This window comes from Ruminococcus sp. B05 (assembly GCF_003628495.1).
In the GTDB taxonomy this organism is placed as follows: Bacteria; Bacillota; Clostridia; order Lachnospirales; family Lachnospiraceae; genus Schaedlerella; species Schaedlerella hominis.
In genome coordinates, this window is the sequence record NZ_RBZR01000036.1 from 1 (window position 1) to 24,431 (window position 24,431).

The 24,431-nt window shown below is 46.8% G+C and carries 19 protein-coding genes and 2 pseudogenes; 5 read left to right on the plus strand and 16 right to left on the minus strand.

The window, feature by feature from the left end; genetic code table 11:
• From D8Q48_RS17700 to D8Q48_RS15690, 4 genes and pseudogenes are all read left to right on the plus strand, one after another.
• Positions 1–125 (plus strand): annotated as a pseudogene (locus D8Q48_RS17700) (23S rRNA (adenine(2058)-N(6))-methyltransferase Erm(B)); the annotation flags it as partial.
• A gap of 12 nt (positions 126–137) precedes the next feature.
• Complete coding sequence (locus D8Q48_RS17705; protein WP_121057160.1) at positions 138–428, plus strand: hypothetical protein; 291 nt, start codon at positions 138–140, stop codon at positions 426–428.
• A 39-nt stretch (positions 429–467) separates the two neighbouring features.
• Positions 468–1,517 (plus strand): 23S rRNA (adenine(2503)-C(8))-methyltransferase Cfr(B), encoded by a 1,050-nt coding sequence (gene cfr(B) / locus D8Q48_RS15685; protein WP_002405682.1) that lies wholly within the window; start codon positions 468–470, stop codon positions 1,515–1,517.
• Between the two features lie 209 nt (positions 1,518–1,726).
• A complete protein-coding gene (locus tag D8Q48_RS15690) occupies positions 1,727–2,419 on the plus strand; it encodes a zinc metalloprotease HtpX (protein ID WP_243116324.1) in 693 nt (230 codons plus the stop codon).
• A 278-nt stretch (positions 2,420–2,697) separates the two neighbouring features.
• Here D8Q48_RS15690 and D8Q48_RS15695 read toward each other — a convergent pair whose 3' ends face one another.
• From D8Q48_RS15695 to D8Q48_RS17710, 5 genes are all read right to left on the minus strand, one after another.
• On the minus strand, positions 2,698–4,110 hold the full coding sequence (locus tag D8Q48_RS15695) for a relaxase/mobilization nuclease domain-containing protein (protein ID WP_002578945.1): 1,413 nt from the start codon (positions 4,108–4,110) through the stop codon (positions 2,698–2,700).
• 62 nt (positions 4,111–4,172) lie between these two features.
• Positions 4,173–4,457 carry a hypothetical protein gene (locus D8Q48_RS15700; protein WP_002578946.1) on the minus strand — a complete coding sequence of 95 codons (285 nt, stop codon included), beginning with the start codon at positions 4,455–4,457 and terminating at the stop codon, positions 4,173–4,175.
• A gap of 116 nt (positions 4,458–4,573) precedes the next feature.
• Positions 4,574–4,906: a plasmid mobilization relaxosome protein MobC gene (mobC, locus tag D8Q48_RS15705; RefSeq protein WP_002578947.1), complete on the minus strand. Its 333-nt coding sequence runs from the start codon at positions 4,904–4,906 to the stop codon at positions 4,574–4,576.
• On the minus strand, positions 4,906–11,949 hold the full coding sequence (locus tag D8Q48_RS15710) for an LPD11 domain-containing protein (protein ID WP_227612560.1): 7,044 nt from the start codon (positions 11,947–11,949) through the stop codon (positions 4,906–4,908). The genes mobC and D8Q48_RS15710 overlap by 1 nt, the downstream gene beginning before the upstream one ends.
• A 161-nt stretch (positions 11,950–12,110) precedes the next feature.
• Complete coding sequence (locus tag D8Q48_RS17710; protein WP_118199520.1) at positions 12,111–12,449, minus strand: TnpV protein; 339 nt, start codon at positions 12,447–12,449, stop codon at positions 12,111–12,113.
• Between the two features lie 163 nt (positions 12,450–12,612).
• Between D8Q48_RS17710 and D8Q48_RS17715 the strand changes: the two genes are divergently transcribed.
• The gene (locus D8Q48_RS17715; RefSeq protein ID WP_021386789.1) at positions 12,613–13,206 is read left to right on the plus strand and encodes a hypothetical protein; all 594 of its coding nucleotides are present in this window, start codon (positions 12,613–12,615) and stop codon (positions 13,204–13,206) included.
• A 48-nt stretch (positions 13,207–13,254) separates the two neighbouring features.
• Here D8Q48_RS17715 and D8Q48_RS15715 read toward each other — a convergent pair whose 3' ends face one another.
• From D8Q48_RS15715 to D8Q48_RS15765, 11 genes and pseudogenes are all read right to left on the minus strand, one after another.
• On the minus strand, positions 13,255–13,461 hold the full coding sequence (locus D8Q48_RS15715) for a transposon-transfer assisting family protein (RefSeq protein WP_002578948.1): 207 nt from the start codon (positions 13,459–13,461) through the stop codon (positions 13,255–13,257).
• Positions 13,458–14,054, minus strand: coding sequence for a YodL domain-containing protein (locus tag D8Q48_RS15720; protein ID WP_002304389.1), 597 nt, complete (start codon positions 14,052–14,054; stop codon positions 13,458–13,460). Before D8Q48_RS15720 ends, D8Q48_RS15715 begins: the two co-directional genes overlap by 4 nt.
• Positions 14,055–14,067: 13 nt before the next feature.
• On the minus strand, positions 14,068–14,913 hold the full coding sequence (locus D8Q48_RS15725; protein WP_002304387.1) for an LPD16 domain-containing protein: 846 nt from the start codon (positions 14,911–14,913) through the stop codon (positions 14,068–14,070).
• Positions 14,910–16,985, minus strand: coding sequence for a DNA topoisomerase 3 (locus D8Q48_RS15730; protein WP_002578949.1), 2,076 nt, complete (start codon positions 16,983–16,985; stop codon positions 14,910–14,912). The genes D8Q48_RS15725 and D8Q48_RS15730 overlap by 4 nt, the downstream gene beginning before the upstream one ends.
• Before the next feature lie 177 nt (positions 16,986–17,162).
• On the minus strand, positions 17,163–18,395 hold the full coding sequence (locus D8Q48_RS15735) for an ATP-binding protein (RefSeq protein ID WP_002304383.1): 1,233 nt from the start codon (positions 18,393–18,395) through the stop codon (positions 17,163–17,165).
• Positions 18,396–18,546: 151 nt separating this feature from the next.
• Positions 18,547–19,230 (minus strand): DUF4366 domain-containing protein, encoded by a 684-nt coding sequence (locus tag D8Q48_RS15740; protein ID WP_002578950.1) that lies wholly within the window; start codon positions 19,228–19,230, stop codon positions 18,547–18,549.
• Complete coding sequence (locus tag D8Q48_RS15745) at positions 19,220–19,477, minus strand: DUF4315 family protein (RefSeq protein WP_002304378.1); 258 nt, start codon at positions 19,475–19,477, stop codon at positions 19,220–19,222. Before D8Q48_RS15745 ends, D8Q48_RS15740 begins: the two co-directional genes overlap by 11 nt.
• Before the next feature lie 14 nt (positions 19,478–19,491).
• Positions 19,492–21,228, minus strand: a complete 1,737-nt coding sequence (locus tag D8Q48_RS15750; RefSeq protein WP_002304377.1) for a C40 family peptidase — start codon at positions 21,226–21,228, stop codon at positions 19,492–19,494.
• 3 nt (positions 21,229–21,231) lie between these two features.
• Positions 21,232–23,619, minus strand: a complete 2,388-nt coding sequence (locus tag D8Q48_RS15755; protein ID WP_002588967.1) for a VirB4-like conjugal transfer ATPase, CD1110 family — start codon at positions 23,617–23,619, stop codon at positions 21,232–21,234.
• Positions 23,579–24,013, minus strand: a complete 435-nt coding sequence (locus D8Q48_RS15760) for a PrgI family protein (protein WP_002304375.1) — start codon at positions 24,011–24,013, stop codon at positions 23,579–23,581. The genes D8Q48_RS15755 and D8Q48_RS15760 overlap by 41 nt, the downstream gene beginning before the upstream one ends.
• 17 nt (positions 24,014–24,030) lie before the next feature.
• Positions 24,031–24,306 (minus strand): annotated as a pseudogene (locus D8Q48_RS15765) (hypothetical protein); the annotation flags it as partial.
• Positions 24,307–24,431 lie beyond the last annotated feature (125 nt).

A 24,431-nucleotide genomic window follows, 5' to 3' on the forward strand; every position in this document is an offset into this window, starting at 1 on the left:
TGTTTACTAAAAATCAGTTTCATCAAGCAATGAAACACGCCAAAGTAAACAATTTAAGTACCGTTACTTATGAGCAAGTATTGTCTATTTTTAATAGTTATCTATTATTTAACGGGAGGAAATAATTAAACTATGTTTTGAACCATGAATTAAATAAAAATGACTCTCAATTATTGGAAGTCAATTTATTAAACCAATTAAAGCTTGCAAAACGTGTAAATCTTTTTGATTATTCTTTTATTAAAATTATAAAAGATTTAGTTATGATACTATTTAACACTTATATTGACAAGAAAGAGGTGAAAGCAATGTTAACTGTTTTTAGAATTTTGTTTGGTAAAAATGCAAAAGTTGGTAATCTTTCTCTACGTATTAATATCATGCAGAGAGAAAATGTTCAACTTTTTGTGTCCAAAGTATTGACATAGGTCCAAACAAACCAGAGTTATATGGAAGGATGAGAAAACATGCAACAAAAAAATAAGTATATAAGAATTCAAGAGTTCTTGAAGCAGAATAAATTTCCTAATTATAGAATGAAACAAATTACAAATGCTATATTCCCAGGGAGAATAAATAATTTCAACGAAATAACGGTTCTTCCTAAATCACTAAGAGATATGTTAATTGAGGAGTTTGGAGAATCGATTTTAAATATTGTTCCTTTAAAAGCACAACAATCTACACAAGTTTCAAAAGTCTTATTTGGAATTTCAGGAGACGAAAAAATAGAAACGGTAAATATGAAATATAAAGCTGGTTGGGAGTCATTTTGTATATCATCGCAGTGCGGTTGTAATTTTGGTTGTAAATTTTGTGCAACTGGAGATATAGGTTTAAAACGTAACTTAACTTCAGATGAAATTACTGACCAGATTTTGTACTTTCACTTACAAGGGCATTCAATTGACAGTATTTCTTTTATGGGAATGGGAGAAGCATTAGCGAATGTACAAGTTTTTGATGCTTTAAATGTACTTACAGATCCTGCGTTGTTTGCTTTAAGTCCGCGTAGGTTATCTATATCCACTATAGGAATTATTCCAAACATTAAAAAATTGACTCAAAACTATCCGCAGGTCAACCTGACATTTTCATTACATTCTCCTTTTAATGAACAGCGAAGTGAGTTAATGCCAATTAATGAACGCTACCCATTATCAGATGTGATGGATACATTAGATGAGCATATACGAGTAACCTCAAGAAAAGTTTATATTGCTTATATTATGTTGCACGGAGTTAATGATTCTATTGAACATGCGAAAGAAGTCGTAAACCTTTTAAGAGGTAGATATAGGAGTGGGAACTTGTATCATGTGAACATCATTAGATATAACCCGACTGTTAGTTCACGGATGCGGTTTGAAGAAGCAAATGAGAAATGTCTTGTCAACTTTTATAAAGAATTAAAGTCAGCAGGAATTAAAGTTACCATTAGAAGTCAATTTGGCATTGATATAGACGCTGCTTGCGGTCAATTGTATGGAAACTATCAAAAAACCAATAGCCAGTAACTTGAGGTGAGAGTGATGTTTAGAACGTGGGAAGTACCCTAATAATTTATTTAGTAACGATAAATAAACTTATTAGGATATTTATGATAAAAGGAATCTTAGAAAGAAAAATAGGCATCACTCAAGTGGAGCTAAAAAGTCGTTTGTAAAAATTGAAACTGCAATTAAATTATTGAATGTGAAAAATCAGCTTATCCCCATTAGGCGAAATGTGCCTGGCTGCCTTCGCAGGAGCAAGCGATATAAAAAGAGTAGATATAAAACTTCGAGTTGTCCCGCTGGTTCAATATGTTTTAGATAAAGCAAAAGAGAACACATCATACTGTCCTAAAAAAGTGAAAGTGAAGATTATCCATGATCCTGCTCCAAATGCATTTGCTCTAGGTAGGCAAACACTATGCATAACTGACGGATTGCTTTTACTCTCCGATGATATGATACTTGGAATTCTCGCCCATGAGATCGGACATCTCTCATACGGACATACTGTTATCCAATTATTGATTGGCGGGGGCAATATATTTATATCCGGGTGCCTCCTGTTAATCAAAATATCCTACTGGATTTTTTCTGCAATCATGGGGCTGTTCGCAATATGCTCTCGTAGTGGTGTAATGGGTATAATTACCGCAGTTTTCGCAGGAATATCAACAGCACTTTCTTGGTTATGGGTAAAGTTCTGTATGCTTTTTCTGATGTGGTCTATGAGACAAAATGAGTATCTGGCTGATGAATTTGCTTATAAAATTGGTTTTGGTCTTGAATTAGCGACGGTATTAGACCAACATATCTCAGATGTTCCGCATGATGGTTTTCTCAGTGCAATATACTCAACTCATCCATGCAACGATGATAGGGTTGCAGCATTGCAAAATTTAGGTGTACCCTATTCTCGATACTAAATTCATAATCTCACAAATTGGCAAGCAGTGTAAACCTGTACAGGTTCACTCATTTTCTCGATTTTCCCTTCGGTGCAATCTTCGCAAATTTGCTTGTTGGGGAAGCATCCCCAATCCCCTTTGAACATCATCTGCCGATGATGGCTACACGATTTTCAATCGTTTCTCAAAGAACAGTAGAATAAAAATTTGCCCATGGTTGAAAGCACCGAAATCGAAAAGCAAAAAAGCAGCCACGATCCGCACCCTTTGGGGAGTGCAGACCGTGGCTTTTTGCTTTAACGGAAGTTCTTCTTTTCCTCTTTCTCTTTCTCTTTTTCCTGCTCTTTCTGCCTGTCGATATTCAAAATCGTTTCAACCGTCCGTTTGGCAATCAGCAGTTCTTCTTTCTCTTTTCTGATCTGACGGTACTCAGCGTAGTCCTGCTTTTTCTGGACTGCCAGCTGATGAAACTCCTCATACAATGATTGCATGGACGGGAGCTTTGTAATCTGCAATTCATCAAAGGCTTGCTTCGCCGCTTTATGAATTGTGATTTCCTGACGGTGTTCTTCAAAGAATTTTTTGCTATATCCAGACTTGCGGTACTCGATATAAATTTGCCTTGTGTTGCGATAATTTTTGATGTGCTGCTGCAACGCCTGAACCTCAACCATACGTTTCTCTGCGACCTTGATAGAATCAGAAAGCGCATCGAACCGGGCAGACAGATTTTCAATATGAGCAGTCAGATCGTCGTAGTTGCCCAAGCCTTTTTCTTTCAGTAGGATTACCGTTCGGGCAGCTTCTTTTCGGTTGAACTTCTTCGCCCACTTTTCATAACCGACCGTCTTGCCCTCGGCCATCTTTGCCTGAATATCAATCAGCATCTGGAACTGCTTCGGGGCAGGAGCCTTGGCAGAGCCGCCTTTTGATTTGTGCAGGTTCTTGCCGGAGATAACCGCTTGAATTTCCTCTTTGCTATATCCTTCGCCCAGGGAACGCAGCCGAATGAAACGCTTCTGATTCTCGCCCTTGAACGCAGGCTGCTTTCCATCCTTGAACTCAAATCCCATGTCAGCCAGAGCCTGAACAAAGCCATCAAAGCTCTTTGGTTTCTGCTTCAGCACCGCATCAATCGCATCACATAATTCGTCACGCTGGGTACGCTTCTTGGGATAAACAGTTCTTTTCTGGCGCTCCCGATACGGCTTCGGTGTAATAATGGACAGCCCGTGTTCCAGGCAAACCATATCACTGAGTCTTTGCACCGCCAGACCGGAAAGAAAGAAGTTTTTGAATTTCCGTGTGGCATCCAGCGAGGTCGAATTATAAATGATATGATTGTGAATGTGGGATTTGTCGATGTGGGTCGCAACGATGAAAGCGTGTTTTCCCTTTGTCCATCGCATCGCTGTTTCATAGCCGACTTGGTTCGCTTCTTCCGGGGTGATTTCTCCCGGCTTAAAGGACTGGCGTATCTGGTATGCGATGATATTGTTCTTCTGCTGTCTGCCGGTAATATGCTGATACTGCCGTTTGGAAAGCAGAAATTCCTCATCTGCTGTCTTTGGATCACACTCATAGGAACTGATAAATTCGCCATCATTGGTTTTTGCGGCATTTTGTGAGTAGTCGGTTCTGTCTGCCAAACATTGAGCGACCGTCTTTCCCTTATTCACATGGAGTGCAATCAATCTTGTCGCTGCCATTCCCATCACTTCCTTCCCAAAAAGAAAAAGCCACCGGTCGGTGACTTTTCTCTGATATTATCTTATGACCTGATAAATGCTCCCAGACTTTCTCCAATATTCTCGACTTTCATAACAGCCCAGACGAGCAAGAACACCGCTGCTATTGTCGCAATTCCAAGAACCACAAGAATAAGCAGGGACTGCCACAAAGCCTTTACAATGCAGTAAATCGCAGATCCGCCAATGACCAAGAGCAATAAACCAATTACATAGGACACAACATTTGTAAGCAGATTTCCAAGAATGCAAATCACTTTTACAACGAACAGCACCGGCAGTGCCAATATCTTCAATACCAGCTTCATAGGCTCAACCCCTTTCTTTTAATTATATTGTACAAGGGTATCTGCCATAACGCAATGATGTCAACCCTTATGTAAAAGCCGCAGCCGAAACTGCGACTTCCCAACAAGTTGTCGGATTACTGGATTGAGGACAGGCGAACAAGAACTTCTCTCATGTCCGTCCAGATCTCCTCCAGCCGTTTTTGCAAATCCTCAATGTCAGCACGATAGATGCTGCCTGTTTCGTTCGCTCGCTTTGCGTACTGGTTCAGGTTGTTGGAGCAGATTCGCAGGAGCGAAACCAGGGCTTTCACATCCTGCAAATCCAGTCTGATACAGTAACCATCCAGAGCCATTTTCCGCAGATAGGCTCCCATGCTGCGGATGCCAAGCTCGTCCATCTTCTCATGGATTCGCTCGACCTCCTCCTTGGATGCAAGGAAATGAACATCCTGATCTCGCTTTGCCATTACAACACCTCCTCACGGGTTTCAGAGTATTTTGCAGGCGGGATATGCTCCGCTTTGGATTTCAGATCAGCCAACACAGAAGGACGCTCTGACTCGCTTCTTTCGTCACGATTTTCCACAGAGTCCTCCATATTCAGGGCTGCATCCAGTTCTGCCAGTCGCTGACTTTTGGCTGTCAGCTCTGCTTCCTGCGGGAACGGTTTTCCAACCTCCGCCTTGGCTGCTTCCTGCTGATTGTAGAGATTATTCAACTGCTCATTGGCTCGTTCTAAGCGCTCAAGGATGCCTGCAAGGGCATTGTCCAGTCGGGTGATATTTCCTCGTGCGTCCGTTCCAAGGGCTACTCTGTGGCTCACAGCGCCCTTCAGGGTCACATCGAACTCGTTCCGGAAACTGTCAAACGAAAGCTCCATCTGAAAGCCACGGTAACTGCCAAGAGGAACCGGATCGGCACTTTTCGTGTCCTTACAAGCCGCAAGGAGGATTTCACCGGCATCTGCCTTTTCGGTGTAGGCTTTGCCCATGATTTCCATGCCGCAAAAGCCATCGGCAATCTGCGGGTGTGCTTCCACGGTTTTAATATCAGCTTCAAAGCCATGAATATAGCCTGTCTGCTTTTCAATCTCAGCCGGGAAGTATTTCAGAAGCTTATCTTCCATACGGTACTGCTGGCTCTGGTGGTCAGCTTTCAGCACCTTCAGCCTTGCCACATCAATGTCCAAGTCCATCTTTTCCTTGATAAGCGGATTGCCGGCACACAGCGCCTTGATCTCCGCATAGGACAGCGCCTGCTCATCCACATCGTCACAGGAGCGAACCGGTGATTTGGAGGTCATAATCTGAGAAATAAACTTCTGCTTGTTTTCCAAGGTCTGATACAGGTAGGCATCGAAGGTTCCCTCGGTCACATACTGATACACCTGAACCTCTTTGTTCCGGTTGCCCTGACGGATGATACGACCGTTTCTCTGGGTCATATCAGACGGACGCCAACCCACATCCAAGTGGTGAACTGCCACCAATTTGTCCTGGACGTTGGTTCCTGCACCCATCTTTTGCGTACTGCCAAGAAGCACTCGCACCTGCCCGGTACGAACCTTGGCAAAGAGGTCTTTTTTCTTTGCCTCGGTATCTGCATCATGGATAAAGGCAACTTCTTCCGCAGGCACACCGTTTGCAATCAGCTTGGTTTTGACATCATCATAGACATTGAAGGTTCCATCATTTTTCGGTGTGCTAAGGTCGCAGAACACCAACTGGGTCAATTTGTCAGCCTGACCGTCCTGCCAGATACGCAGGATATTTCCCACGCAGGCATTGAGCTTGCTGTCAGGGTCATCGGGTAACAGGGTGTTCATTAGCCGCTGATCCAGTCCCAATTTTCGTCCGTCGCTGGTAATCTTGAGCATATTATCGACGGACGGGTCTACAATACCGGCATGAACATCTGCTGCTCTCTCTGAAAGGGAAGCCACCATATCCTTCTGGTACTCAGAGGGCTGAACCACAACCGTTTCAAACTTTGCTTCGGGAACAGGGAGATGCAACTGGTCAGAGGTCTTGATGTCGGCAACCTCCTTGAACATATTCATCAGTTCAGGCAGGTTGAAGAACTTCGCAAATCGGGTTCTGGCACGATAGCCGGTTCCCTCCGGTGCAAGCTCAATCGCAGTTGTTGTTTCTCCGAAGGTCGATGCCCAGGAATCAAAATGGGTCAGGTTCTTTTGCTGGAGCGTACTGTACTGGAGATAGCGCATGACCGTATAAAGCTCGGTCATCGAGTTACTTACTGGAGTACCGGTTGCAAAGATCACACCACGCCCGCCGGTCAGCTCATCCATATAGCGGCACTTCATAAACATATCCGAAGATTTCTGGGCTTCGGAGGTGGACAGACCTGCCACATTTCGCATTTTTGTGTAGAGGAACAAATTCTTGAACGCATGGCTTTCGTCCACAAACAGCCGGTCTACACCCAACTGCTCAAAGGTAATGACATCATCTTTCTTGTCAGCGGCAAGGAGCTTGTCCAGTCTGGCTTCCAATGATTTTCGTGTTTTCTCCATCTGCTTGATCGTGAAGTTTTCGCCACGCTGCCATTTCAGCTCCGCAATCGCACCCTCGATCTCATCAATCTGCTCCCGCAGCTGCCGTTCCTGTCGTTCGGCAGAAAGCGGGATTTTTTCAAACTGGCTGTGACCGATGATGACTGCATCATAGTCACCCGTTGCGATACGAGCGCAGAACTTCTTACGGTTTGCTGTTTCAAAATCCTTCTTGGTGGCAACAAGGAGCTTGGCACTCGGATAGAGGTGCAGGAACTCGTTTGCCCACTGTAAGGTCAAGTGATTCGGCACAACGAACAGGGATTTCTGGCTCAATCCAAGCCGTTTACTCTCCATAGCCGATGCAGCCATCTCGAAGGTCTTGCCCGCACCAACTTCGTGTGCAAGCAGCGTATTTCCACCATATAGCACATGAGCGATAGCATTTCTCTGGTGTTCACGGAGGGTAATATCCGGGTTCATGCCGCCGAAACGGATATGAGAGCCATCATACTCACGAGGTCTGGTGGAGTTAAAAAGTTCGTTGTACTTGGTGGAAAGGGTTTCTCGTCTGTGCGGATCTCTCCAAATCCAATCTCGGAACGCATCCTTGATTGCCTGCTGTTTCTGCTGTGCCAGGGTAGTTTCTTTTTTATTGAGGACACGCTTCTGCTTACCATCTGCATCTTCAATCGTATCATAGATACGAATATCCTTCAGATTCAGCGTTTCCTCCAGAATCCGATATGCGTTGGCTCGCTCTGTACCGTAGGTGACATACGCCGCCACATCGTTGTAGTTGGGAGAACTCTTACCGTTGATGCGCCACTCTGCGGTCAGCTCGGAGAACTTGACCTCAATGGAACGGCGCAAGTAATACGGCGTTTCAAAGGTTTCCTCCATGAACTGCTGAATATAATCGGCATCAATCCATGTTGCACCCAAACGCACATCAATCTCGGACGCATCCAAGTCCTTCGGCTGTGCTTTCTGCAAGGCTTCCACATTGATGTGGAAGGAAGAATCCCTGTCTGCCGCCATCTGTGCGACACGCAGCTTGCTTCTTACATCACCGGAAAGGTAATCATCGGCAGTCTGCCATCCAACTTCCACAGCATCGGGAGCCATCGGGTCTTTGAAGATCACCCCTCGAAGCTCTGCCTGAATCGCATCGTATTCTCCAGGTGTTCCAAGCAGCTGTGCCATAAACGGCAAATCCACCTTGCCACGCTCACCGATAGAGATTGCCAGAGCTTCGGACGGCGTATCCACGCTCGTCACTCTGCGTTCCGGCTTGATGGTTCGCTTGGTGAACATATCCGCCTTGCTTTTCAGATTGCCGTCCTCATCCACATTTTCCAGAGAACACAGGAGATAGTAGGAGGAATCGTCAGCAAATGCCTGACCATTGGCTCGATTATTGATAAGCCCGTTCTTTGCGGCAAACGCATCGTAGGCATCATTCAGTTCTGCCTGTTTCTGAGTAATCATTTCATCCGGGTAATCCTCAAGCTGATATTCGATCAGCTCGTTGACGATACCACGAAGTTCCACCATGCCCATCACACGGTCTTTTGCTTTCTCATTCAGGTCTACACGGCGCATCAGGGAGTTTTCACGGAAGTACACATTGCCATCCACCACGGTATAAGAGAAATTCTTTACATCCGGGGTTGCAGGAATGGTTTCGATTTCCTTACCCTTGTCAGCTTCGGGAAGCTCCACAGCCTGATAGGTTCCTTGGATGTGGGAAACTGCTTCTTTCAGAAGTTCGGACAGTTCCATGCCCTCAATGGGACGCACTGTAATGTCCATGCCGTAGGCGGTACTTTCTTCCACCGTATCGCCCAGAACCATTTCAGGATGAGCGACAAAGTAGCTGTTCATGGTGTGTCCTTCTTCGGTGCGGTCAAGGTTTACCCATTCCGGTACAATGTCAATCGGATGGTCACGCTTTTGCAGGAACAGGATGTCGGACACGACTTCCGTGCCTGCGTTTTTCTTAAAGGCATCGTTTGGCAGACGGATTGCACCAAGCAGTTCCGCCCTCTGCGCCATATATCGCCTTGCGTCAGAGTTCTTGGAATCCATGGTGTAACGGCTTGTCACAAAAGCGACCACACCACCGGGACGAACCTGATCCAAAGCCTTGGCAAAGAAATAGTTGTGAATGGAGAATCCCAGCTTGTCATACGGCTTGTCGGACACTTTGTAGTTGCCGAAAGGGACATTACCCACAGCCAGATCGTAAAAGTCTCGGCGGTCTGTCGTTTCAAAACCGGCTACTTTGATTTCTGCGTTGGGATAGAGCTTCTGAGCAATTCTGCCGGTGATGGAATCCAGTTCCACACCATACAAACGGCTGCTCTGCATTTCAGGAGGGAGCATACCAAAGAAGTTGCCGATACCCATAGCAGGCTCCAGAATATTTCCTGTTTCAAAGCCCATCTGTCCGACCGCATCGTAGATGGAGCGAATGACCGTAGGGCTGGTGTAATGTGCGTTCAGGGTGGAAGCTCTTGCCGCAGCATATTCATCTTCGGAAAGCAGGTTTTTCAGTGTCTGATACTCCTTCGCCCAATTTCCCTTGTCCGGGTCAAAGGCATCTGCCAGACCGCCCCAACCGACATAATTCGACAAAATCTCCTGTTCTTCGGTAGTGGCGTTCCTGTTCTCGCTTTCCAGTTTGAACAGAGTTTCAATGGCTGCGATGTTTCTTGCGAATTTCTGCTTCGGTCCACCTTCACCGATGTTGTCATCCGTGATGTGGAAGTTCACCGCAGGAACAGGTGGGATTTCTCTGGTGGTGATGGACTGCTCAAGCTGAGCGATAATGTCCATGACTTCGGCATTCTGCCATCCGTCCACCTGGGCATAATCCTGAATGATGGTGTCCTTTCCATCTACGCACTGTACGAAGTCCAGACTACCCGGCAGATCTCTGGTATTCATTGCACCCAGGGCTTTTCTCTGCGTGTCAGGAAGTGCATAGTAGGCTCGCAGGGCATCATCAAAGGAACTGTATTCCTTGATGTCCAGCGCACCCCGCTTCTGAATGTCCTCGGCAACATAAAAATGATCGATGAAGTGTTCCGGTTCCTGCTGTTCGGGTTCCGCACTGGCTCTGACCTGTGCGTGTGCCTTTTCGTCAGGGTAGTCCCCATAGATACGGATGCACTTATGCTCCTGCTGATCGTAAACGGCAGCACCATCGTACTTGAATCCGTCATCCTCCATGGTTCCGTCCACATAGCCCTGGGCAGCTTTTTCCGCTTCTTCCAGAGTGTAGTAGTCCAGTTTATCATCGAAGCCGTTTTCAAAGTGATGGTAGGCGGCAACCAGATAGCGGGGAGCCATGCGCTCCTCGTAGCTGTTAATCATCTCAGGTGTCAGCCATTCTGGTTTGTCGGGAATCATTTCATACAGCTCACGCATCTTGGCAATCTGTGCATGGCGGTTGCCTGCCCACAGATGCTTTTCGCTGTGCTGTCCTGCACCAAGGAAGTATTCGCAGTCCATACGCAGACGGTCTAACAGCTGATACTCAGGGGTGTAGTCCCTCGGTTCGGTTTTGCCCAGAAAATCCTCTGTAACGGGCTTTTCTTCGGTTTGGGCATCAACCCTTACCGCATGGTTTCTTTCGTCCTGAGAGAGCATACGCTCGAAATTCTCACGATTCTCGGCACGGAAGATGGGATAAGCAAGCGTAGGGTCACGCAGCTGAACTTCTCTGTCCGTGATCTGCTCCACACGGAAAGCTGTATCGTCCAGATATACCGTGTCACCGACCTGATAATTCCATTTCGGTTCCTCGGAAGCAGATGCTTCCACAACTTCGGCAGGCTCTGCCACAGGCGCTTCTGGCTGAACCGACTCCATCGCAGCTACGGACTGACGAACTTCCTCCAAATAGTCATTGGCAAGCCATTCGTCCGTGAAGTATTCCGTAACGCCTTCCGGGTCTACATAGTAGTCATCGGTCTGATTATCCCAGATCGCATACTCGCCATCCTCGGTATCAATCACTGCGAAACGGTCATAAACATCTTCCAACGGATCAGTTTTAGCTTCTTCGATAGCCTGTCGTTCCGCTTCTTCCTCCGGGCTGAGGTAGCGTCCCTTTCGTATCAGACCGTCGATTCTCTGCACCACCTGCGCCCAGGACATCTGCAATTTATCGCAACCGCTCTTGGTGTAAGCAACACCCTTGGCATCGTGATCCTGACCGCTGTGCGTTGCACCAGAGCAGGCATGGGAATGACCACCGGTTCCGTATTCATGCTTCAGGAAGTCCATCTTTTCCTTGGCAGAATGATTCTCCTGCCAGTAGTTATAAATACGGGCTTTACCACCGGAAAAGCCGCTTCCACGGGTCAAGTCTGCATTGACTTCATCATCCGTAATGAACTGGCGGACAAGGGGCATCTGCATCATATCGGTCTGATACTCACGCAAAGGCATATTCAACTCATACAGCTGTTTCTGAATGAGATTCAGCTTGTGATAGTGAAAACGAAGCAGATCGGGATTTTCCGCAAGGGTTTTTCTAAATTCCGAATACTGCTGTACCAAGGTTGCGTGGAAACGAGGGTCATCCAACTTTTCAGCCAAGTCTGCGGTTTCGTCAGGGAAACCACGAAACGGTTCCTGATGAAGAATTGCCAGATAGTTGCTGGAACGGGCTTCTTCACTCAAATCGTGATAAAGATGCCACAGGGATTCTGCCAACTTCTGACGCTCATATCCGGATGCTTCTACCAGTTCCACATTAGTTGCGAACCGACCATTTTCAAGCAGTTCTCCAATGCGCTCGGCAACCGTTTCCCAAGAAACGATCTGCGCTCTGGGGCTGTCAATGGCAGAGGAACCTTTGGCAAGGTGGATACCGTCCTCGGCATACCACGCACAGATATTCCCGCTATCTTCTTTCAGACCATAGCCGCCGTGATAGACCTGCTTTAAGGTCTGAACGATTTCTTCCAACGGCTTCTGCTTCATATATTCCAGCGCTACGACTTTTCGGGCTTCATCGGTATTGCTACCAAGCAGAAGGAAGTGGTCGATTTCTTCCTGGGCAAAAGAAAAAGCAGAGGGCGTAAAGCTCTCTGCTCGGTCGATAAAACTGATTTGTTCATTTTCGGAGAGGAAAAGGTTCAGACTCAGCTGTTGATAAGCTCCGTCATCACGACTTCCTCCGCCTGTGCTTTCAGGCTGTTCATGTGCTGCACCCACGCCATCTGCTGCGTTTCCTTGTCCGGTGCGGGGCTGTCCTTCAGGTACTGCTCCATCAGAAACTCCACTCTGGCTTTCGCTGTTTCCTCGATCTCCCACAGGTGCGGGAACAGGCTCTCCGTCAGAATCATGTCGTTCAGGAGCATCGGATTGTTCTGTTCCAAAAATGCTCGACGCATCCTGCCGTACTTGCCCAGAGGTTTCTCTCCCTCGTTCTCCAACTGAAGGTTCGGAATCTGATAATCTCCGGCCTGTCTGTAAGTCATCTCGCTCATAATCTGTACTCCTTTCGGTAGCTTTAATCTGCTCATGTTCTCCAATCGCTTTTTCGATTTCCTGAAACATCCTTGTGCTGATGGCATTCACCGCAGTACCAAGGGCATTTACCGTCTGTCTGGTGTTAAAATCAAACACCTTCTGGAAATCCTCATGCTCGAAGTAGTTGTCGGGACTTTCCACGAACCGGCAATACATCGTATAGGATACGCTGTTTGCCACCGCATTTTTGAAAGCTACTTCGATGTTGAGTTCATCATACTCCTCAAGGAAGCTGTTGGCAACGATGTCGAGGAACTGCTTTTTGTAATCGTCCCAATACTCAGCCGCCAGTGCGGATGCAATATCTTCAAGCTGTGCTTCCAGTACCCCGTCAGCGGCAACACCGAAGGTACGCTCCATCGCTTCCATGACATAGGAGCGGTTTTCAGGCGTCACCTCCCACGGTTTCAGTTCCGGGGAAGAACGGCGAACGCCGGTATCCGCCACATCAAACACATAGCGCAGATACGGTTTATCCCTGTTCATCACAAACAGAGCAATGCCGGTAGAGCCACGCTTTACATATCTGCGGTAATTTTCAGCGTTCCAGTCCTCATAGGGCTTGCAAAAGGTCGCATTGGGGCGCTGAGCATAAATCATCACCTGTTCCGGATAGGTGAACTCATAGTTGCGGGACATCGTTCTCAAAAACGAAGTCCAGTTATCTGTGTTCGAGGTGATTTTCCCAATCGTTTCTTTTGCTAATCCGGAATAAAATCGCTCTTTTGCGTTCATTGTATCCCTCCAATCCTATCAATCCGGATAAAGGTTCAGCTTCTCAAAGGCGGCATCGTCCATGGCTGAAACTTTACGGAGAACCGAGTCTGCCAAAGCAAAAAGCTCTGACTCGTCCTCCGAAAGCTGTTCCTTCATCAGTGTCAGTGCTTCACACAGCCCTGACCTTGTGCCAGGGCTGTAAAGCATCATCATGTTCCGCTCATCCTGTGTGAAATCCATCATTCAATCTCCCTTTCCGGGTGGCTCTTGGGCGGCTTATGGGAAACATCCGGCACGGGCTTTTCCTTTAACTGCTCCAACACCGAAGGACGTTCCTCTAATCCGGACGCTTTTCCGTTATTGATGATACCGTCAATCATCCCATAATCATCTTCCATTGCCATCTCTGCGTTTTTCAGGTAGTTTTCGGACTTCATAAAGTTTTCCAGCTTCTGAAACCCAACAGAATCTACATAGTGAAAGGATACCTCACCGACTACCTTTAAGGCTACGATGTCGCTGACCGACATACTGTGACCACGGAAATCATCCGGGTGGTCAATATTGAACTTTACATACAAATCTTCCAGCTGCCGATTCACATCCTCGGACATAGAAATGGAGCCATGATAGACCACCTCGTAACGGTCAATCTCAGGCTCCATTTCTTTCTTCTGAAGGTAGCTGTAATTTGCAAACATGAGCGGGATATTATCGTCTACATCTTCCCGCAGCTGAAGAATCGCATAGGAATCCGTGGGGCTTTCCAGAAAAGCAACCATTCTGTCATCCGGGGTGGTATTTCCGTGAACATCATCCCATTTTTCGTTTTTCATATCCGTGTCCTCCTTATCGTTCAGGCTCTTTGCGTTTGGGAGAGGGACTGGCAGGCGCAGCTTTTTCTGCGGCCTGTGCCAGTTTTTCCATGACCGACTCACGCTTCGGAGAGTCGAGCTTATCCAGCTGACTTTTCAGCACTTTGGCAACCTCAACCGCAGTTTCCTCACGGGCTTCTTCAATGGCTGTATTCAGGAACTCACGATACGGAGCCGTATTACCAGCGGCAAGATCTGCCTTGATTTCTTGGATATGCGCCTGCACATCATCGACCTGATCCATATATTCATAGGGGTCGAAGTTCTCTGCAAAACGGTCGAGCTTAAAAGCAAGCTCAGCGATAGGGTCATTGACCACCACCGCCTGTCTGCCGACTTCAAAAGCCTGCTCCATGACATCCTCATAGAACATTGCCCGCAGTTCCCGGCGCTCCAGCCCGAAGGATTCCAGAATATCCCGGCGGACTTCGAGCATGGACAGTTCAGGGTTATCAACCTGACCGCCATCAATCTCGTTGTAGTTTTCATCCAACAGGGTGTAGTCGTAACCATCTTCGCAGGTCTGCACCGCAAGGATTCTATCCTTTCCGACCTTCCATGCGGCTTCATCGCCCATAATCTCAGGCTCCGGCATATAGCTTGCGCCGTTGCGCTCCATAATTTCTGCAAACTGGCAGATATGAAACACATTGTATCCGATCTGCGTATGATACTCGTCAATGAAGGTGCAGGGCTTCACAACCATTTCATCCGGGTAGTGAATCTGCACACAGCTGCCATCGGGGATATGAAACAAATCCTTATAATGGCTGTCGATAAATCGGATTTCCTTACCATCCGGGTTGTACTCATTTGTCATTTGCGCTTTCCTCCATTTTCAAATTCCATACTGAACTTCGTTTTGCCATCATCTGATACCTCCATAAAGACGGTGGCATCAAAGGTGTTGCCCGTTCTTTCGGACTTGCAATTCTTGAGCTTTACCTTGCCGGAACCAAGCAATTTCTGCGCCGTGGCAGAAGTCATGCTCTTGCCGATGCTCGCAAAGTAGCGATTGTTTTTCCAGAGGGCAAATTTGCAAGCTCTGTTGGAACAGAAAAATGCCTTGGCTTTGTCCTCTACAGCACTGCCGCAGAGCGGGCATTTGCCGATAGAATTGGCTTCTTTCGACATCATAACCTCGGAATCACGGATTACTTCATAGTTCTGAATCAGACCGGCAATCACATCTTTGATCTCGTCCATAAAGTCCTCGCTGGCATATTCGCCTTTCTCAATGAGCAACAATTTTTCTTCCCAATCCGCCGTCATGGATGGGGACTGAATCTGTTCCGGCATGACTGTTACCAGAGCCGTACCCTTGTGGGTCGGAATCAGGTGTTTGGTTTTCTTATCACCCTTACGCTCCAGAAAACCGATGCGAACCAGCTTCTCAATGATACCGGCACGGGTCGCAGGCGTTCCCAAACCTTTGCGCTCCACCTCATCAGGCATTTCGTCCGCACCGGCAGTTTCCATAGCAGAAAGCAGAGTATCCTCGGTAAAGTGTTTAGGGGGAGATGTTTTCCCTTCCTTGATTTCCGTGCCGCTGACGGTCATTTCGTCACCAACGGAAACAGAAGGGAGTGTCTGCACGTTTTCGTCGGATTTTGTCGAATCATTTTTCTGAACCAGAGCTTTCCATCCATCCTGCACAACAGTTTTGCCTTTGGTGGAAAACACGGTACCGCCACAGTCCAGCTCAATAACTGTCTCTGCGTATCGGTGCGGATCGCCAACAGCTACGCACAACCGATTCGAGATCAGTTGCAAAATTGCAAGTTCACCCTTGGGAAGTTCGCTCAGATTGCATTTCTGCAATTCTCTGGTCGGAATGATGGCATGGTGATCTGTGACCTTTTTGTTATTCACAACCTGCTCTGCATGAACTGGTATGTTATCCACATCCTCCACGGGGAATGTGTGGAAAGCCAGCTTTACGAGGTCGGTCAGGCTATGTGCCATATCTTCCGTCAGAAACCTGCTGTCGGTACGGGGATAAGTGACCAGTTTCTTTTCATAGAGGTTCTGCGTGTAGTCCAAGGTCTGCTGTGCCGTGTAGCCAAGCACACGGTTGGCTTCTCTCTGTAAACTGGTCAGGTCATAGAGCGCAGGCGGCTTTTCTGTTTTCTCCTTACATTCAGCTTTCTGAACGATTGCCACCGAACAGCTTTGTTTGACAGCTTCGGCTGCTGCCTTGGTTTTGAAGCGTTCGCTTGCAGCCGTAAAACCATCCAATCCAATCTGAACTGTGTAGAACAGTTCAGGCTTGAATGCGGAAATGGCAGCTTCTCGCATAACAGCCATAGCAAGGGTAGGGGTCATAACACGACCAACATTCAGGGTCTGCCCGTAAAGGGTCGAAAAAAGTCGAGTAGCGTTAATACCAACAATCCAGTCGGCTCGTTCTCGACACAGTGCTGCTTCATACAAAGCATCATATTCCGTTCCAGACCTGAGATTTTCAAAGCCCTCCTTGATTGCTACATCTTCCATCGAGGAAATCCAAAGCCGCTCAAACGGCTTTCTGCACCCGGCTTTGTGGTACACCAACCGAAAGATCAGCTCGCCCTCACGACCGGCATCTGTTGCACACACAAGACTCGCAACATCTTCTCTGGCCATGAGCTTTTTCAGAATCCCAAACTGTTTTTTCGTACCGGCAGAAACCTCATACTGCCAGTCCATCGGGAAGATAGGAAGGTCTGCATAAGCCCATTTGCTGTACTTCGCATCATAGACTTCCGGCTGTGCCAGCTCCACCAAATGCCCTACACACCAGCTGACCACATATCCGTTTCCCTCTAAGTAGCCATCCTCACGCTTGGCAGCACCTAACACTTTGGCAATACTCTGTGCAACCGAAGGCTTTTCAGCCAAAACTAATTTCATTTGCATCTGCTCCTTTCACAAAAAAATAAGCAGCCACACACCGTAGTGCATGACTGCTATGTAAAAAGTTCGGAAAGGATTTTTGCAACCTGATACAATTTTCTGTTCTACAATCTCCGTCATAATAAAAATATCTCCATCATTTCAAAAGAGAATGACGGAGATATTTCACCTTGCTTATTCTTGTAGCAACCAATCGGCTATATCGTGAATTTCGATTCCTTCATAGCTATATTGGGGATGTTTGGTTCTGGCAATAATCATTTTCGGATAAGCGTCTCGAATCTGAAGCAGAGGAGAGCATTCTCTCTCAAATGTTTCCTGCCCGGAAATGTTGTCGCTGACCTGAATATAAATCTTTTCGCTACCTCTCTGAGCAACAAAGTCGATTTCCTTTTGATAGAGCTTGCCGACATAGACATCATATCCACGGCGAAGAAGCTCGATACAAACAACGTTTTCATATACTCTGCCATAGTCTATATTTCTGCTTCCCAGTATTGCATATCGAATACCGCTGTCACACAAATAGAACTTTTCAGAGCTTTCAAGGTATTTCTTACCTCGGATGTCATATCTCTTAATATCATAAAATACAAAAGCATTGCACAAATACTTAATGTACTTGCCGACGGTTACATGATTGGTTGGAGTCTCATTTGCTGTCAGTAGCTGACTGACCTTATTCGGAGAAGTCAGGTTGCTGATATTATCCATAAGGAACTCGCTCAGACGTTGTAAAACCAAAGTGTCCGGGAGAGTATATTTCTGTACCAAATCCCTTGTAACAATCGTTTCGTAGACCTCTTTGATATAGTTTGTTCTGTCTTTTTCGGTTCTATAAGCATAGGAACCTGCTAAACCGCCCTTGATAGCGTACTCATCAAAGAGCTTATCTTTGTCACTAATATCATCATAATACTGGCAATATTCCTGGAAGCTGAAAGGAAACACATGAATTTCAATATAGCGTCCGGTAAACAGAGTTGCCAGATCTGCACTCAACAGGAAAGCATTAGAGCCTGTTACATAGATGTCGTATTTTCCCTTAGAGTACAGGCTATTGATTGCCAACTCAAACTTGGGACACATCTGAACCTCGTCTACAAACAGGTAGTTCGTTTTTCCTTCCTGATAATGTTCTTCCACATAGGCGTGTAAGGCATGGTATTCCTTGATTTCTTCATACGCCAAATCCATGAAGTCGATGAAGATAATATTGATGTTTTCAAAATTGCTTTTCAGATACGCAATATACGCCTGCATCAATTTGGACTTACCAGATCGACGAATGCCCGTGATGATCTTGATGTCAGGAGTACCATTCAGTTCAATGATTCTATCGAGATATTTTGCTCTCGTGATTGTTTTCATATAGTCACCCGCTTTCAAAAATTGAAGTTTTTTCATTTCTCGAAACCGCTTCGCTGTACTTATTATACTGTCTGCTAATAGTATATGCAAGATGTCACTTTCAAAAACGCAAATTTTTTTATTTTTTGAAAGCGGAAACTATGTAAAGGCAACCCGAAGGCTGCCCCAGGCATCAAGCCTATCCTGTTTACACAGGTTCATTATCATCTTCATCGACGGAGCTATCTTCATCGTCGTCCTCAAACTCCGGATCGTACCCATAGTCCTCGTCATCGTCCACATAATCAGCATCTGGGTCAGGCTTTGCCGCTTCCTGTGCCTTCTTCTTTTCCTGGACTTTCTTAAATACGAAGAATCCACCACCACAGGCAAGCACAATCAGAGTAAGAATCGCCGGGAGCATATTTGTGGATTTCGGCTTTTCCTCCGGTGTCGGTTCTGTAATTTCAGGAACTGTTTCAACTACTTCCGGCTTTGTTTCCTCAACCGGCTTGGTGAACTCTGCAACTTCTTCCTCGTCCATCAGCTTGAGCAGGTCGGCTTCATCCACCTGATTCAGAAAATGCACGGTTTCCTCGCCCTTATCATCACGGTCAATGATGATATAGAAGTAGTTTCCGTTTTTGGTTACAGCGGTAATGAACTGCTTTCCGCTTTTCGTAGGCGAGCCAGCGTCATCAACCAAAGTCAGATTGCCGTCGGGAGTAAGCGGTAGCATCGGCTCCTCCGGCTCTGTTTCGGGAACTTTTTCTTCGACCGCAGGTTCTTCAGTCGCTACGCTTTCATCTACATAGGCAAATGCCGTTGTAGAAAACACGCCAAAACACATTGCACACGCCAGCAATGCGGCTCCAATTTTCTTAAATCTCATTCTGCGTTTCCTCCTCATTCATAGTATTGATCGTATCAGGCTTCGGAGCCATATCCGCAGCAAACATACGGAGCAGCTCGGAAAGCTGTTCGGGATTCAGGTTCGCAGCATGAACCATCTCATGGATTTCGGAATTTTCCTCCTCACGGTATCTGCGTTCCAGGTCTTTCACCTTAGCATCCCATTCTGCCCGTTTCTTACGGGCTTTTTCAAGGTCTGCACCTATTCTGTCTAACTTGGCACTCAATCGCCATCCCTCCTTTAGTTTCTGATTCTGCCGAAGCAGTAAAAATGCTGTTGCCAGTAATTCGATTCGATAGAAGCGTAGGAAATGGGGTTTCCGCAGTGGATCATCATACCATTGCCAACATAGATACCAACGTGTGATGCACCGGAGGTATCATAAGTGCCTTGGAAGAAAATCAAATCTCCCGGTTTGGCAGAGCTTTTCGGGATAATGTCGCATACGCCCATCAAACCGTTTGCGGTCAAACGACCAACACTCCAACCGTTTCCGCAGTGATTGATTACATAGGAAACAAATCCGGAGCAGTCAAAGGAGGTAGACGGGCTGCTGCCGCCCCACACATACGGGTATCCCAGATATTTTTCAGCTTCCCGAATCATATTGGCAAATCTTGTGTCTGTCAGCGCTTCGCCCGGAATATCATAATCGGTGTACTCGCCGCCAGGGGTGGCGTAAATGTCATTTCCGAAAATATCCGGTCTGTTGCCCCTTGTCTGAAGCAAAATTCTATATCGCTCCATATCATCTTCCGACAAGCCGGAATTTGAAATCACACTGTTCAAGCCCTTATTTCTGAGCTTCACATTCAGAATATAATATTCGTAATCTTCTTCCTCTGTTGTTGTCTCTCCCGTTTCGGGATCAGTAGAAGATGTTGTTCGTGTACGAATCTCTACTACTTCCGTCAGGGTCAGCTCATATTGTTGCTCAAATAGCCATTGCAGGGTAGCCTGCACCTCATCTCTGGTGTAATCCTCAAACTTCACCGTCAAATACGCCGCCAGCTCATAAGGATTGTGGTTGATTTCATCAAGGTCATACCGGTACTCGTCATATCCGCTATGAGTACGCTCGATATTATTGATTTTATTGCGGAGCGCAGCTTCCAAAGCCTTGTAATCATTGTCCGCACCAATAATATCTTCCTCTTTTGCAGTAAAAGAAGTTCCCAGAATGATCTGTGTGCCGCCTTGGAACATAGCCGAACAAGACGAGAACATCCCTGAGAGTATCATAAAAAGCAGTCCGGCAATCAAAACAAACAGAATCGTTTTAGAGTGTGTGGTGCAGAACTCCGTTACTCTTTCTGTGATGTTCTTGGCTCCCTGAGCTGCTTTGCCCGTTGCCTTGCCTGCACCCTTAGATGCAGAAGCCGTTGTCGAAGCGGTATTCTTACCGGCTTTGGCGGCAGCATATTCTTTCTTGATTGCCCTTTTCTGTTGCCAACGGGAAAAGGGATTGGAACCGGCATCGGGGTTGTCCTTTTTGAACTTCTCATACAGGGCATTTACATTTGCTTTATCTGACTTCTCAACCAGCTTTTCCGCCTTGTCGTAGGCTTTCAGCTTGTGACTGTAAACGGCATGATCGACGGTATAGACAGTGGATTCAACAGCCTTGGTCGTTTCCTGCACAGCCTGAACGCCGATATTATCATCCTCATATTCTGACACCGCCCGATGTGCTTTGGATGTGAGCGTGACTGCGGCACCACGGCTTGCCATGTGCTTTGCCACAGATGGGCGCTCGATTTCCGTAAACTCCGCTTTTTCAAAACGGAGCTTTGCTTTACGGGAACCGGCTGCATCTGTTTCCAGCTTTAGCTTCGGCTTTGCCTTTTTAGAAGCCAATTTGTCTGCCGCTTTTTCAGCCCTATCAACCGCCTTATCTGCACGGTCGGCAGCTTTCTTCACATGAGAATCTGCAAGGTCATCTTCGGTAAAACGGAGTCGTGTAGGTCTTTTCGCCATACATTACGCCTCCTTTTCCTGTGCCACCTCGTTTAACTTCGTGGTCATAATGCGATACAGTTCCAGATCTGTCGGGAATCGGTCAATGAACGGCAGAATCACATTGCCATAGAACAGAAGTCCTTCGCCCTCACCGGAGTTGGTTACATAGGACAGCTGATGCGGCGAAATGTTCAACCGCTGTGCCAGAATACTTCGGTCATCGCTTGCCTGATTCAGCATATAGATGAAATCAGAGTTTTCGAGGATGTTGGCAATCTCCGGGGAACGAAGCAGGTCTTTGACATTCTGAGTAATACCGGTCGGCAAGCCGCCCCATTTACGGAATCGCTTCCAGATTTCTACGGAATAGGTTGCCGTCTGTTCTTCCTTCAGAAGCAGATGGAACTCGTCAATATAATATCTGGTCGATTTACCGGCAGAACGGTTGGCAGTTACACGCCCCCAGACCTGATCCTGAACGATCAGCATACCGATTTTTTTCAGCTGATTGCCCAGCTCCTTAATGTCGAAGCACACCAGACGATTCTGAATATCCACATTGGTTCTGTTGTTAAACAGTTTCAGAGAACCCTTAACATAGATTTCCAAGGCGGTCGCTACATGGTGGGCTTCCTTTTCGTCCTGTTTCAGAAGGGCATCATACAAATCCTCAAGGATCGGCATATTCTCAGGGGCAGGATTGTCGAAATATCTCTGGTAAATCTGATGCACACAACGGTCGATAACCGTCTTTTCGATAGGCTGCAAGCCATCCTTACTGCCCATAATCAACTCACAGAGGGACAGGATAAAATCAGCTTTCAGTGCTACCGGGTTGTCATCCTCAGAGTAGTTCAGGTTGATGTCCATAGGGTTGATATAGTTGGTACTGGAGGAGCTGATTTTTACCACCTGACCATTGAACTTGTGAACCAGAGCCGCATATTCCGCTTCGGGGTCGCAGATGATAATATCGTCATCCGTAACCAGGAACGCATTGGTGATTTCACGCTTTGCGGAAAAGGATTTACCGGAACCGGGAGTACCCAGAATCAGTCCGTTGGGGTTCTTGAGCTTCTTTCTGTCCACCATGATAAGGTTGTTCGACAGAGCATTCAGCCCGTAATAGAGCGTTTCTCCACCATTCTGGAACAGCTCCTGCGTGGTGAAAGGCACAAAAATAGCCGTGGAACTGGTAGTCAGGCCACGACGAATCTCAATCAGGTTTTGTGCCAAAGGCAGGCTGCTCATCAGTCCGGATTCCTGCTGAAAATCCAAACGACGCAGATTGCAGTTATGCTTCTGGGCGATGCTCTGTGCCTGGAACACATTGTTCTCCAGTTCCTGCTCGGTGCGCCCGGTGTTCAGCACCAGAAATGTCACCATGAACATTCGCTCATTCTGGCTCTGCAATTCTTTCAGAAGTGACTTCGCATCTTTACCATAGGTAGCAAGGTCAGATGGGATAATGTCCATGTCATAGCCAGAACGCACAGCCTTTTTCTGTTCCTCGATTTTGGAACGGTCAAGCTCGGTGATGATTCTCTTGATGGTCTTAATCGCCGCAGTCTGGTCAACCGACTGGATGTGCATGGTCACGATCTGCGTGGATTCCATATCCAGAAAATCCGCCAGCATACGATCAGACAGGTCTGATGCCGTAATTGCCAGATAAGACATCGAACCGAAGATACTGCCCATCTGGAAGGTGCGGTTGGTCTTAAAGGCAAACGCCGTCGGAGCAATGAAGTCCTTTACGGACAGCCCGGATTCCACAAGATACTTCCAATCGAAGAAGAACTTATCATTATCACCCATGTGGAACATAGAGTGCATCAGATGCAGCCGCTCTTTGCCGTTCATGGTAGTGGCAATGACACCCAAACGCCGAAAGTTATTGAGCAGATCGTTTTCGATATGGTTGAGTCTCGGCTTTGCCTGCCGCATGGATTCGGCTTCAATGCCGAATGTCAGGTACTTGGTTTTGGTCAAGCCGTTGTTGCCCTGCGCCAACTGCTTTTTCAGCATCTGGCTATACTCGGCACGGACGGGATTGAAGCTGTCCTTCTTGAACGGGATACGGATACTCTTTTCAAAGCTTTCAGCATCGGTACTCAGGTTCATAAAGGAAAGCTCAAAGTGAATGGAGCTGTCAAAGAAATTCAGGAAACTGCACCACTCATCGAAGATGGCAGTCTTATCTTCCTGCTGTGCCAGCTGATAGTTGATGTCCTGAAACTGAATGGTCTTGGTGTAATAACTGTCAGTGACACGGCAGATGCCATCCGGGAACATTCTCTGAAAGGGAATGGACTGCTGTGCAGTCTGCGGAATACCGTTGTCCTTCTTTGCCCGTTCCACAACAGCTTTAATTTCTCGCTGCTGCTTCCGATTCAGATTTGCAGGCATTTTGATGTTTCTTGCCTGTGGCTTCTTTTTGAAAAACAATTCGTTCAACCTCCTTTTCCAGTTTGTACTGACGCATCAAAGCGTCATAATAGTTGTCCGTCTGATAAGGGCGAACCTTGGGACGAACGAATTTGGTCTGAATGAAGTGTTCTACAACCACTTCCAACGGCTGACTATCCTTTTCATACATTGCCAGAAAGAACAACGGTAACATGACGATCATCATGGACAGTGCTGCAAGGCTCACATTTCCGGTTGCTTTGACCAGAAAGAAAATCGGCACTCCGATGAGCGCCGCCGCACCAAAGCAAAGTAACTGCCGTTTCGTCAGATTGAAGAACACTTTTGTTTTTACCCTCGTCAGGTCACGAGGTACGGGAATATACGCTGCCAAACAATTTCCTCCTTCCCTTAGTGAGCGCTGAATACACCCTTCGCAAGCGAACCAGTCTTAAACAGGGTGAAGCACAAAAGGACGGTGTAGCCCATAACACCCCAGATAGAACCGATGATGTCATCACTGAATGCGATAGACTGAATCAGCACCGCATAAATGCCCACGCAGATCATAATCAGGAATCCCTGGAATCCGATTGCAAACAGCGAACGCAGATAATTCTGTCCGATATTGCTCTGTTCTCTGTTTCCAAAAGTGGAAAGCGGAATCGGGGCAAGGCTGACCATCAGTAGGGTAAGAACCCAGCGCCTTACCATATCACTATGGCAGGTTTCCGAGAACTCCCCTCCGAACCGGACTTACACCTCTCGATGTATCCGGCTCTCCAGATGTCAGTCTAATTTCCCAGCGTGTA